Genomic DNA, 11,377 nt, shown 5'->3' with positions numbered 1-11,377 from the left:
GAGGTCGGGGTCGCCGGCGTCCGCGCAGGCGTGGGAGAGCCTGGGCAGGGAGGGCCGGACCTTCGTCGCGGGCGGGCCCACCGCGAGTGAGATCGAGGAGGTGACGGGGCGGGCGGCGCGCACCCCGATCCGTGTCTACGCCGGGCATGACGCGGCCGGCACCGTCGAGGAGGCCGCCGACCTCGTGGTGGCCGAGCTCCACCGCACGGGAGCCTTCGACAGGTCCGTGCTGGCCGTCGCCACCACCACCGGGCGCGGATGGGTCAACCCCCGCGTGGCCGGGGCCCTCGAGTACACCACTGGCGGAGACTCCGCGATCGCGGCCATGCAGTACTCGTTCCTGCCCAGCCCCCTGGCGTTCGTGGCCGATCGGCAGTCGCCCCAGCGCGCGGGACGCGCCCTGTTCGAGGCGGTGGAGCGCGCCGTCGCGGACGTGCCCGAGGCCCGTCGCCCCGCACTCGTCGCGTTCGGGGAGAGCCTCGGCTCCTTCGGGGGGCAGACCGCCTTCGGTGGTGCCCAGGACATGGTGGCCCGGACCGACGGCGCGCTGTGGGTGGGCACGCCCAACTTCTCACCGCAGTGGTCCTACCTCACCGCCCACCGCGATGCGGGCTCGCCGGAGCGACTACCGGTGATCGACGGCGGTGAGCACGTGCGCTTCGCCGCCGGCGGGCCGGATCTGGATCTCGACGGCGCGCCCTGGTCCTCTCCGCGGATCGTCTACTGGCAGCACGCCTCCGATCCCATCACCTGGTGGTCGCCCGACCTCCTGCTGCAGCGCCCGGACTGGCTGCGGGAGCCACTGGGCCCCGATCTCGACCCGGGGGTGCGGTGGACCCCGTTCGTGACGTTCTGGCAGGTCACCCTGGACATGGTGTTCTCCGCGGAGGTCCCTGCCGGCCACGGTCACACCTTCGGGCCGGACGCCGCGCAGATGTGGGCCCGGATCCTGGACCCCCCGGGCTGGGCCGACGCCGACACCGACCGGGTCCACGACGCGATCGCCGGGGGACGCTACTGACGGGGGTGCTTCCGACCGGTGGGAGTGCTGCTGACCGGTGGGGGTGCTGCTGACCGGCCCCGCCGACGCGGCTGCTACTCCTGGTCCGCGAACTGGGTCTCGTACAGCTCGGTGTACCGCCCACCCGCGGCCAGCAGCTCGGGGTGGGTGCCCGACTCCACCACGCTGCCGCCCTCGAGCACGAGGATGCGGTCGGCGGCGCGCACGGTGGACAGTCGATGGGCGATCACCAGGGACGTCCGGTGGGACATCGCCTCGGTGAGGGCCTCCTGGACCGCGGACTCGTTGGTGGAGTCCAGTGCGCTCGTGGCCTCGTCCAGCACCACCACGGAGGGCTCCGCGATGAGCAGCCTCGCGATGGTCAGGCGCTGCCTCTCGCCACCGGAGAGGCGGTACCCGCGGTCGCCGATGACGGTGTCCAGCCCGTCGGGCAGCGACCGGACCAGCTCCTCCAGCCGCGCCCGGCGCAGGGCGTCCCACACCAGCTCGTCGGTCACCTCCGGACGGGCGAAGGTCAGATTGGACCGGATCGTGTCGTGGAAGAGGTGGCCGTCCTGGGTGACCATGCCCACCGTCCGGCGCAACGACGACGAGGTGACCTCACGCACGTCGAGGCCGGCCACCCGCACCGCCCCCGAGTCCACGTCGTACAGCCGCGGGAGCAGCGACGCGATGGTCGACTTGCCCGCGCCCGACGATCCGACCAGTGCGATCATCTGCCCCGGTTCGGCGTGGAAGCTGACCCCGTGCAGGACCTCCTGCCCGCCGCGGGTGTCGAGTACGGCGACCTCCTCCAGCGAGGCCAGGGAGACCTTGTCGGCCGAGGGGTAGGAGAACCGGACGTCGTCGAACTCGATGGCGGCGGGGCCCTCGGGCACGTCGACGGCGTCGGGGGCGTCCTTGAGCAGCGGGTCCAGGTCCAGGACCTCGAAGACCCGCTCGAAGCTCACGATAGCGGTCACCACGTCCATCGGTGCGTTGGCCAGCGAGGTCAGCGGGCCGTACAGGCGGGTCAGGAGGAGGGCGAGGGCGACGACGGACCCCGCGTCCATCCCGCCGGTGAGGGCGAACCAGCCGCCGACGCCGTAGACCAGCGCGAGGGCCAGGGTGGAGACCAGCGTCAGCGAGTTCATGAACACGCTCATGAGCAGCGCGGTGCGGACCCCGATGCCCCGCACCCGACCCGCGCGGGAGGCGAACTCCGCGGACTCGGCGTCGGGGCGGCCGAACAACTTGACGAGGGTCGCGCCGCCGGCGTTGAAACGCTCTGTCATCTGGTCGTTCATCGACGCGTTGAGGTCGGAGGCCTCGCGACGGAGCCTGGCCAGGCGCCTGCCCACGTAGCGGGCGGGGAAGAGGAACACCGGTAGCAGCAGCACCGACATGAGGGTCAGCTGCCAGTTGATCCCGGCCATCACCACCAGGGTGAGGATGAGCTGGACGAGGTTGGACACGACCCCGGAGAGGGTGTCCGAGAAGGCCCGCTGGGCGCCCAGGACGTCGTTGTTGAGCCGACTCACCAGCGCACCGGTGCGGGTACGCATGAAGAACGCGACCGGCATGGTCTGGACGTGGTCGAACACCGAACGGCGCAGGTCGAGGATCAGACCCTCGCCGATTCGCGCCGACCAGAACCTGGTCACGACGTTGTTGACCGCCTCGACGATGCCGATCACCGCGATGGCGGCGGCGAGGAGGAACACCACCCGTACCGCGGCGCCGTCCACGATCGCGGTGACCACCCGGCCGGCGAGCAGCGGGGTCACCACGGCGAGGGAGGCCCCGAACACGGACAGGATCAGGAACAGGACGATCAACCGGGTGTGCGGTCGCGCGAACTGACCGATCCGGTGGAAGTTCTCGCGGGTGAAGACGCTGCGGTCGAGCGTGATGTTGTTGTTCTCGGCCCGCATCAAGGTGCGCATGGCGGCCTGCTGCATCGTCACGTCCGCCACTCCTCCCGCGTCGGAGTGGATCCGACGACCTGTCGGTACAACTGCGCGGACCGCCCCCGTATTCCGCACCGGCCGGTGGAACGGATGGCCTCGTCGTCGTCCTCCCTGGACAAAATCAGACCCCATGTCTAGACATGGCCCGGGAATTTGTCTAATCTTGTCTCCAGACAGTGGCGTAGGCCACATCACCAGTGATCTTTGGAGGTCGTTGACGATGTCCAGCACCGAGTACATCCGCCCCCGGGGCGCAGACGAGCGTCCCGACCGGGACCCCACGACGGACCCCGCCGCCCGGGACGCCGCCGCCCAGGACACCGCCGCGGTGGGTGACGCCACCGACGCCGCGGTCGAGCCGTACGCGTGGACCGACGCCAAGCGGTACCTGTGGCTGCTCGGCCTGATCCCGGCGATGGGGCTGTTCCTCTCGATGCCGTTCGTCATCGGGTTCAACGGGCTGGGTCTGGGCTGGGCCGCCACCGCCGCGTGGTTCCTGCTCCCCGTCCTGGTCTACGTCGCCATCCCCCTCGGCGACCTGGCGGTCGGAGCCGACGGCCAGAACCCGCCGGACGAGGTGATGGACCGGCTCGAGGCGGACCCCTTCTACCGCTGGTGCACCTACCTGTACATCCCCTTCCAGTACGCGTCCCTCATCGTCGCCTGCTACCTGTGGACCGCCCAGGACCTGTCGTGGCTCGGCTACGACGGCGGGCTCGGGATCGCCGCCTCGATCGGTGTGGCCTGGACGGTGGCCATCACGGGCGGGATCGGGATCAACACCGCGCACGAGCTCGGCCACAAGATCGCCGGGAGCGAGAAGTGGCTGTCCAAGGTCGCCCTGGCCACCACCGGGTACGGACACTTCTTCATCGAGCACAACCGTGGGCACCACGCCCGCGTCGCCACTCCCGAGGACCCGGCCAGCTCGCGCTTCGGCGAGTCGTTCTGGGCGTTCCTGCCGCGCAGCGTCGTGGGATCCGCACGGTCGGCCTGGCACCTCGAGTCCGAGCGGCTCGGTCGCCTGGGCAAGAGCCCGTGGACGATCCGCAACGACAACCTCAACGCGTGGCTCATGACCGTCGTGCTCTTCGGCGGACTGATCGCCGTGTTCGGCTGGGAGGTCGCGCCCTGGCTCCTCGTCCAGGCGGTCTTCGGCTTCTCGCTGCTGGAGGTGGTCAACTACCTGGAGCACTACGGCCTCAAGCGGCAGAAGACCTCCGCCGGCCGCTACCAGCGCTGCCGCCCGGAGCACTCGTGGAACTCCGATCACCTGGTGACCAACATCTTCCTGTACCACCTGCAGCGCCATTCGGATCACCACGCCAACCCGATGCGCCGCTACCAGGTCCTGCGCAGCTTCGAGCAGGCCCCGCAGCTGCCGTCCGGGTACGCCACGATGATGGTCCTGGCCTACGTGCCGCCGCTGTGGCGCAAGGTCATGGACAAGCGGGTGCTGGCCCACTACGACGGTGACATCACCCGGGCCAACATCCAGCCGTCCAAGCGCGAGAAGATCCTCGCCCGCCACGGGGTCGATGCGGCCGCCGCCGGCTCCACCGCGGTGGCGGAGAAGGTGGTCGCGGACACCGACATCGCCGCCGACCAGACGTCGCCGACCGGCGAGTACGTGTGCCCGAACTGCGGGCACCACTACTCCGAGGCGGCCGGCGAGCCGCGTGAGGGATTCCCGCCCGGGACCCCGTGGTCGGCGATCCCCACCACCTGGCGGTGCTCGGACTGCGGCGTCCGCGACAAGGTCGACTTCCTGCCCGTGAAGTAGCCCTCCACCACCCGCGGACGCCAGATCAGGAACAATGGACCTCATGCCGCGCCGCCCCTCCACCAGTGACCGACGCTCCTCCGGGGATTCCCAGGGGGAGCGTTGGTCGCCTCGCCTCACCGTCTTCGACGCGATGCACGAACTGTTGGAGTCCCGTGACTGGTCGGCCGTGACCATGTCCGACGTGGCCAAGGCCGCAGGACTGAGCCGCCAGACGCTCTACAGCACGTTCGGCAACCGTCAGGGCCTGGCCCAGGCGTACGCGCTCCAGCTGTCGGAAACCTTCGCCGGCGAGATCCGGGACTCCATCATCAGGCATCCCGGGCAGATCGAGCTGGCCCTGAGTGAGGGGATCAACGGCTTCCTGCGGTCCAGCAGTCGTGACCCGCTCATCCGGGCGCTCGTGACGGGGGACATCAAGCCGGACCTGCTGCGGCTGATCACCACCGAGGCGGGGCCGCTCATCGAGCGCGCCACCGAGGTGCTCGTGCCGGCCTTGTCCGAGAGCTGGATGCGGATCGAGGCGAGCCAGGCCCGGCTGGCGGCCTCGATCATCGCCCGGATCGGCATCAGCTTCATCTCGCTCCCGCCCGAGGACCCGGACCAGTTGGCCTCGGGCCTGACCGAGGTGATCGCCCCCTACCTGCAGAAGGTCGTGCAGGTCGACCTCCAACACTGAGTCGGCGGCGCCCCGGGGTCGACACCCCGGGGCCAGGTGTCGGGTCCGGTCAGGCACCGTCCCCCACGGTCGACCGCTGGTCCGGGCGACCCGGCACCGCGACGCTCGCCTCGAGGAAGAGCCCGCGGGCCTCGACGCACAGCCGGTCGCCCGCGTGGATGGTCGCCTTGGTCCAGGTCTTGCGGCCGTCCACCTCGTCCACCCACGAGCGGAACGTCAGCGGCCGCAGCAGCGGCGTGGGTGACCGGTAGTCGATCTCGTAGTGGGCCGTCATGCCGTAGCGGCCTCCCCAGTGGTTCGCGAAGCCCATCATGTGGTCGATGATCAGCGCGCTGATCCCTCCGTGGACGCACCCGGGAGGGCCCTGGTAGGCCAGTCCGAGCGTGACCTCCGCCGTCACCGACCCGTCGTCACACCCGGAGAACCGCACCGGCGGGGCGATCGGGTTCTCCGGACCGCCGACGGGGTTGGCCCGGCGGGACCCGGCGCCGGTCCACATGGCCTCCAGCCGACGGGCCGGCTCCGGCACGCGGGGCTCGAGGAGGTCCGCGACCTCGGCCAACCGGTCCGCGATGTCCCCCAGCTCGACCTCCGAGTGGGCGAGCCCGGCGATCGCCTCACGCAGCCTGCGCAGCTCCGCCACCGAACGATCGAGATCCGGATCCGGCGTGGGCAGGTCGGGGACCGCGATCGGATCGAAGGTGTCCCCCAGTCGCTCCCGCATGCTGCTCAACTGGAAGTCGTCCACGCCCTCGATCCTCGGGAGCGGACCTCGGCCGATTTCAGGACTGTCGCTGTCGTTGGTCATACTCTGGAGACTATGTCGACACCCGTCAAAAAGAAGCAGATCGATCCGTCCACGTACGGCCCCTGGGCTCTGGTCGTGGGCGGCAGCGAGGGAGTGGGTGCCGAGATCGCCCTCCGCCTGGCCGACGCCGGCGTCTCCTCCGTGCTGGTCGCCCGCCGGAGCGGACCCCTCGAGGAGACCGCCGAGGCCGTCCGCGCCCGGGGTGTGGAGTGCCGCGTGCTCTCCGTCGACCTCACCGGGCCCGGTGCCGCCGACGGGATCGCCGCCGCCTGCGAGGGACTGGACGTGGGGCTGGTGGTCCTCAACGCCGGGGCCAACACCTACGGCGCGGAGTTCGCCGAGTCGGACATGGAGCGGGTCCAGCAGGTCATCGACCTCAACATCACCTCGCCGCTGGCGGTCATCCGGCACTTCGCCCCCGCGCTCAAGGCCCGCGGCCGGGGCGGCATCGTGGTCATGGGGTCGATGGCCGGCTACCTCGGACACGCGGACATGAGCATCTACTCGGCGGCCAAGGCGTTCAGCCGGGTCTTCGTGGAGGGGCTCTGGCTGGAGATGCGCGAGCACGGGGTCGACGTGGTCGAGGTGATCCTCGGCGTGACCCGGACCCCGGCCATGATCCGCGCCGGTCTGGACATGGATCTCCCGGGCATGACCGTGAGCGAGCCCGCCGACGTCGCCGACGAGGTGCTCGCGTCGATCGGCGAGGGCCCGGTCCACGTCTGCGGCGGGGAGGGCAATCTCAAGGGCGTCGAGTTCAGCTCCGGAGTGGAGCGCGGCCGGATCGTGGCCGGGGCGCACAAGCGGATGAAGGCCCTACGCGGCGAGGGCTGAGCGGCTCCACCGACGCGTCGCGTCCCCGCCCCCCGGGACCCCGGACGCCGGCCCGCTCAACCCGGGACCGGACGCCGGCCCGCTCAGCCCGGTCAGCCCTCGATGGGACGGTCCCGCTGCGCGTCCGAGATCCCCCTGGGTTCGATGAACAACGCCTCGGCGCGCGCGCACAGCGTCTCGCCGGTGTACACGGTGGCGCTGGCCCAGATCTTGCGGCCCTCCACGCGGTCCTGTCGCGCCTCGAACCGCAACGGGGCGTACAGCGGGGTCGGCGAGATGTAGCTGACCCTCAGGTCCGCGGTCAGGCCGACGCTCTTGGCGGCGGCGTTGGCCAGGCCCAGCATCTCGTCGAAGACCAGCGCGACGATCCCCCCGTGCACGCACCCGGGAGGGCCCTGGTACTCGATGCCCAGTCGCAGATCCGCCCGCACGGTCGCGTCGGGCAGAACTACCGGCTCGAGCGGCGGGGAGACCGGGTTACGGCTGCCGATCGCGGGGTTGGAGGCGAGATGCTCCGGAACGCCCCAGGTCGCGTAGTCGGAGGGGCGCACCATGGTGCCGACGGCCTCGAGATGGTCGGCGAGCTCCCGGACGGTCCTGACGGCGTCGTGGACGTCGTCGAAGCGCGACCCCGCCACGAGTCCCCGCACCCGGCGCAGTTCTCGGGCCAGGTCGGTGGACCCGGAGGCGTCGTCGTCCTGGCGCAGGAACGGGGCCCCCTCCTCGCCGGCCGAGGCGGGATCGGTCGTACCGAAGGGGCGGTCGTCGGTGGCGGAGGTATCGGTGGTCACGAAAACCGAATCTACTCCGCATTCACCCGGTCACCGCCGGTCACCCTCCCGCGAGGCGGCGCCGGTTCTCCAGGAGCAGGCCGCCGGGTTCGACGAACATGCCCTCGGCGGTCGCGCACAGTCGATCGCCCGCGTGGATGGCGCCCTGCGCCCAGATCTTGCGCCCCTCCACTCTGACCTGCCGACCGGTCACCACGATCGGCTCGAGGACGGGGGTGGGGCTGCGGTAGTCGACGTCCAGGTAGACGGTCATCCCGGTGGTACCGGCGTGGAAGTTCGCCCGGCCCAGCACCACGTCGAACAGCAGCGAGACCACTCCGCCGTGCACGCACGCGGGCGGGCCCTGGTACTCCAGACCCAGCGTCACCTCGCCGCGGAGGGTCCCGTCGGCCAGGATGTCGAACCCGATCGGCGGGGCGAGGGCGTTGGAGCGGCCCACCACCGGGCAGTTGGTGACGTAGTCACCCGACGACCACGTGACCGCCTGCCTGCGCTCCGTGCTCGCCGAGGCGGCCTCCAGCCGGTCGGCCACCTCGCGCAGCCGGTCGGTCAGCGGGGCCAGGTCGGTGTCGAACAACCCCCCGGTGGTCAGCGCGCGGATACGACGCACCTGCTCCACCAGCGCGTAGAGGCCGGCCTCGTCGTCGTCGACCTCGTCGATCCGTTCCCCGCCCCCGCGTGACGGGTGCAGCGGACCCGTCTCCACCACGGGTCGTGCCCGCCGCGGGACGGCCACCGGACCGGTGGCCCCGCCACCCGGGTGATCGGTCACTACCCGGTCCCCTGCGCCGCCCCGCGACCGGCGCGGCGGCCGAAGAACGAGCCGTCGCCCAGGGACGTGCCGGAGATGTAGCCCTCGCCGTGCAGGCCGTGGGTGCAGCGGCCGGCGGCGAACAGGCCGGGGATCGCCTCACCCGCGCGGTCCAGCACCCTCGACTGCAGGTCCGTGTGCAGCCCGCCCAGGGTGAATCCCTGTGGTTTGAGGGGGAGTCCGTTGAACGAGTCCGGGCCGCCCGCCCCGGTGGGGTAGGCGCCGAACGGGGGCTCGAGCGGGCGGACCCAGCGTGAGCTCTTCCCGAACTGGGGATCCTGGCCGTCGCGCGCACCGGCGTTGTAGCGGCGGAGGGTGTCGGCCAGAGCCTCCGCCGGCAGCCCGCAGTCCGCGGCGAGTTCCTCGATGGTCTCCGCGGCGTGCATGGGCTGCATCCCCCACAATTCGCTCTCCGGGACGTCCTCGATGCCCTTCTCGTCGATGATCACCCACACCGGCGGCCGGCGGTGGTGCACGGCCGCGTGGCAGTACAGGCCCGGGTAGACCTCCTCGTTGATGAAGCGCTGGCCGTCGCCGTCCACGAGCATCGCCCCCACCGCCAGCCGCGGGATGATGAGCATCGCCGTCTCGGTCTGGTGCATGCGGCGCACGGCGGCGCCGACGTCCATGCCCATCTCGATCCCGGAGCCGTCGTCGCGGCCGTCGGAGACCTTGTCCTTGCCCACCTGCTGCGGAGCCCACTGCTCGAGCATGCGGTCGTTGTCGACGAACCCGCCGGTCGCCAGGACCACCCCGCGCGTGGCGCGGTACTCGCGCTCCTCGCCGAACTCGGTCGCCCGCACGCCCACCACCCGGCCGTCGGCGACGATCAGCGATCGCGCCCTGACATCGCAGTGCAGCGTCACGCCGGCCTTCCGCGCGGTGGCCACCAGGGCGTCCATCAGCACGTTGCCGGCGAAGTTCGGGGCGGGCGGGCGATGTCCTCGCGCCGCGGGCCGCGCGATCGAGGCGTAGGGCTCGGCCCGCTCACCCATCCACATCAGTCCCGAGTCGTCCCCCGGCATCCACGTGGGGGTGTCCCAGAGCTTGTGGTTGAACTCCGCACCGTGCGCCACCAACCAGTCGTGGTGCTCGACCGCGCCCGCGCAGTAGTCGGCGATCTTGGCCTCGTCCGCGTTCGGACCCAGTGCCGCGGTGAGGAAGGCGCGCATGTCCTCCTCGGTGTCCTCCACCCCGAGCGCCCGCTGGGTGGCGGTGCCGCCGCCCAGGTAGACCTCGCCCCCCGACTGCGAGGACGACCCCCCGGGGCCGGACGCGCCCTCCAGCACGACGACCGTCGCGCCGGCCTCGGCCGCCTCGATCGCCGCGCACGCCCCCGCGATGCCCATGCCGATCACCACCACGTCCGCGGTGTGTGGCGATGGACGAGTGTCTGGCCTGGTGTCCGTCATGGCCGAAACTATAACGTGTTCATCGCCTGAGACGGCGCATTAGTGTAGTGCTCATGACTTCCCCTCCCGCCACGTCCCGCCTCGACGCCCTGGAAGCCCGCCTCGCGTCGGCCGAGACCCGGATCACCGACACCCGCGCCCGGCTCGACGCCGCCCAGGACGAGCTGGCCGTCCTGCGGATCCTCGCCGCCTACTCCCCCCGGGTCGACTCCGGGGACGCCGCGGGCGTCGCCGAGCTCTGGACCGCCGACGGGGTCTACGACGTGGACACCGGAGTGCTCGAGGGCCACGAGGGTCTGGCGGGGATGGTGCGCGGTGCCCCCCACCAGGACCTCATCGCCCACGGGTGCGGTCACGTGCCCGGCCTCCCGGTGGTCCTGCTCGACAGCGACAGGGCCGTGGCCACGGGCTACACCCAACTGGTGGTCCGATCCTCCCGGCCGGGGCGCTACACCGTGATGCGCGTGACGGCGAACCGCTGGGAGCTCGAGCGCCTCGGTCCGGTGGACGCGCCCGACCGCGGCTGGCGGGTCGTGCTGCGGACCGCCCGGGCGGTCACCGACGACGGCGAGGGCCGACGCCTGCTCGGCAGGTCCCGCGAGGGGTAGCGTGAGCCCCATGCTCCGCCGACACCCCGCGGTCCCCGACCCCACCCTCCGCGCGGGACGGCTCGCGCTGCTCACCACGTGCGCGGCCCACCTGGGATTCCAGTCGATGGTCACCTCGGTCGTCTATCCGACCCTGTTCGAGGGTCCGACGATGGGGATCGCCGAACGCCAGGCCGAACACGCCCGCCGGATCGCCCCGGTGGCCCTGACCCTGTACGCCTCGGGTCTGGGTGCCGCCGCCTGGGCAGCCTACGGATCGGTCCGGTCGCACGACCGTGGCGGCCTGACCGCCACCGTCGTCGCGTGCCTCACCACCGTCGCGGTCCCGGCACTCACCGCCGGGGTCGTCCCGCTCCACATGGGGATCGCCCAGGAACAGGTCACGAGACCCCGCATCCAGACCCTGTTGGCCTCGGACCGGATCCGCACCGGCCTGGCCGCGATCGGGGTGGCGGCCGCCGCCCAGTCACTCAGCAGCTGACGGTCCACTCCCCCGGCCCGGTGGCCGCATCCGGGCCACCGCCAGCAGAGCACCGACCGCGATCACCGAGACCACCACCGACATCAGGTGGAAGGCGGTGGTGAGGCCGACGACCTCGGACAGCAGGGCCGCCACCACCGCGGGGATCCCCAGCGAGAGGTAGGCCACGACGAACAGGGCGGAGAAGACCTCCCCCCGGG

11 protein-coding genes and 1 pseudogene are annotated in these 11,377 nt (G+C 71.6%); 6 read left to right on the top strand and 6 right to left on the bottom strand.

Annotation, left to right across the window (positions count from 1 at the left end; all coding sequences use genetic code 11):
* Nucleotides 1-1,021, top strand: a 1,021-nt coding sequence (locus G6022_RS09195; RefSeq protein WP_182691424.1) for an alpha/beta-hydrolase family protein, incomplete at its 5' end; no start/stop codon positions are given.
* Nucleotides 1,022-1,095: 74 nt separating this feature from the next.
* Here the strand turns inward: G6022_RS09195 and G6022_RS09190 are convergent.
* Nucleotides 1,096-2,961, bottom strand: coding sequence for an ABC transporter ATP-binding protein (locus tag G6022_RS09190; RefSeq protein ID WP_182609954.1), 1,866 nt, complete (start codon nucleotides 2,959-2,961; stop codon nucleotides 1,096-1,098).
* Nucleotides 2,962-3,190: 229 nt separating this feature from the next.
* Here G6022_RS09190 and G6022_RS09185 point away from each other — a divergent pair, with 229 nt between their 5' ends.
* On the top strand, nucleotides 3,191-4,753 hold the full coding sequence (locus G6022_RS09185; RefSeq protein ID WP_187701314.1) for a fatty acid desaturase: 1,563 nt from the start codon (nucleotides 3,191-3,193) through the stop codon (nucleotides 4,751-4,753).
* A gap of 43 nt (nucleotides 4,754-4,796) precedes the next feature.
* Nucleotides 4,797-5,432: a TetR family transcriptional regulator gene (locus G6022_RS09180; RefSeq protein ID WP_241730643.1), complete on the top strand. Its 636-nt coding sequence runs from the start codon at nucleotides 4,797-4,799 to the stop codon at nucleotides 5,430-5,432.
* Between the two features lie 49 nt (nucleotides 5,433-5,481).
* Here the strand turns inward: G6022_RS09180 and G6022_RS09175 are convergent, their stop codons facing one another.
* Complete coding sequence (locus G6022_RS09175; protein ID WP_179524022.1) at nucleotides 5,482-6,240, bottom strand: PaaI family thioesterase; 759 nt, start codon at nucleotides 6,238-6,240, stop codon at nucleotides 5,482-5,484.
* A gap of 12 nt (nucleotides 6,241-6,252) precedes the next feature.
* Between G6022_RS09175 and G6022_RS09170 the strand changes: the two genes are divergently transcribed.
* A complete protein-coding gene (locus G6022_RS09170; RefSeq protein ID WP_187700525.1) occupies nucleotides 6,253-7,074 on the top strand; it encodes an SDR family NAD(P)-dependent oxidoreductase in 822 nt (273 codons plus the stop codon).
* Nucleotides 7,075-7,166: 92 nt separating this feature from the next.
* Here G6022_RS09170 and G6022_RS17030 read toward each other — a convergent pair whose 3' ends face one another.
* The 3 genes from G6022_RS17030 to G6022_RS09155 are packed head-to-tail and all read right to left on the bottom strand — an operon-like array spanning nucleotide 7,167 to nucleotide 10,088.
* Nucleotides 7,167-7,865 carry a PaaI family thioesterase gene (locus G6022_RS17030; protein ID WP_182617359.1) on the bottom strand — a complete coding sequence of 233 codons (699 nt, stop codon included), beginning with the start codon at nucleotides 7,863-7,865 and terminating at the stop codon, nucleotides 7,167-7,169.
* Between the two features lie 40 nt (nucleotides 7,866-7,905).
* Nucleotides 7,906-8,637: a PaaI family thioesterase gene (locus tag G6022_RS09160; protein ID WP_304815966.1), complete on the bottom strand. Its 732-nt coding sequence runs from the start codon at nucleotides 8,635-8,637 to the stop codon at nucleotides 7,906-7,908.
* Entirely contained in the window at nucleotides 8,637-10,088 is a 1,452-nt protein-coding gene (locus tag G6022_RS09155) for an FAD-dependent oxidoreductase (RefSeq protein ID WP_179524020.1), read from the bottom strand. Before G6022_RS09155 ends, G6022_RS09160 begins: the two co-directional genes overlap by 1 nt.
* A 53-nt stretch (nucleotides 10,089-10,141) precedes the next feature.
* Here G6022_RS09155 and G6022_RS09150 point away from each other — a divergent pair, with 53 nt between their 5' ends.
* Together G6022_RS09150 and G6022_RS09145 are read left to right on the top strand one after the other, a co-directional pair.
* Complete coding sequence (locus G6022_RS09150; RefSeq protein WP_182691422.1) at nucleotides 10,142-10,696, top strand: nuclear transport factor 2 family protein; 555 nt, start codon at nucleotides 10,142-10,144, stop codon at nucleotides 10,694-10,696.
* Nucleotides 10,697-10,706: 10 nt separating this feature from the next.
* Nucleotides 10,707-11,177, top strand: a complete 471-nt coding sequence (locus G6022_RS09145) for a hypothetical protein (protein WP_179524018.1) — start codon at nucleotides 10,707-10,709, stop codon at nucleotides 11,175-11,177.
* Here G6022_RS09145 and G6022_RS09140 read toward each other — a convergent pair.
* Nucleotides 11,163-11,377: pseudogene (locus G6022_RS09140) on the bottom strand (MFS transporter); the annotation flags it as partial. The gene G6022_RS09145 and the pseudogene G6022_RS09140 overlap by 15 nt on opposite strands.

The sequence above is a fragment of the Dietzia sp. Cai40 genome, from assembly GCF_014145165.1.
GTDB lineage: Bacteria > Actinomycetota > Actinomycetes > Mycobacteriales > Mycobacteriaceae > Dietzia > Dietzia natronolimnaea.
This window is presented reverse-complemented; position numbering and strand designations above follow the sequence as displayed.

Coding starts and splice junctions, on each gene's coding strand:
- G6022_RS09170 (WP_187700525.1), top strand. CDS start 6,253: ATGTCGACACCCGTCAAAAAGAAGCAGATCGATCCGTCCACGTACGGC.
- G6022_RS09185 (WP_187701314.1), top strand. CDS start 3,191: ATGTCCAGCACCGAGTACATCCGCCCCCGGGGCGCAGACGAGCGTCCC.
- G6022_RS09150 (WP_182691422.1), top strand. CDS start 10,142: ATGACTTCCCCTCCCGCCACGTCCCGCCTCGACGCCCTGGAAGCCCGC.
- G6022_RS09180 (WP_241730643.1), top strand. CDS start 4,797: ATGCCGCGCCGCCCCTCCACCAGTGACCGACGCTCCTCCGGGGATTCC.
- G6022_RS09145 (WP_179524018.1), top strand. CDS start 10,707: ATGCTCCGCCGACACCCCGCGGTCCCCGACCCCACCCTCCGCGCGGGA.
- G6022_RS09155 (WP_179524020.1), bottom strand. CDS start 10,088: ATGACGGACACCAGGCCAGACACTCGTCCATCGCCACACACCGCGGAC.
- G6022_RS09190 (WP_182609954.1), bottom strand. CDS start 2,961: ATGCAGCAGGCCGCCATGCGCACCTTGATGCGGGCCGAGAACAACAAC.
- G6022_RS09175 (WP_179524022.1), bottom strand. CDS start 6,240: ATGACCAACGACAGCGACAGTCCTGAAATCGGCCGAGGTCCGCTCCCG.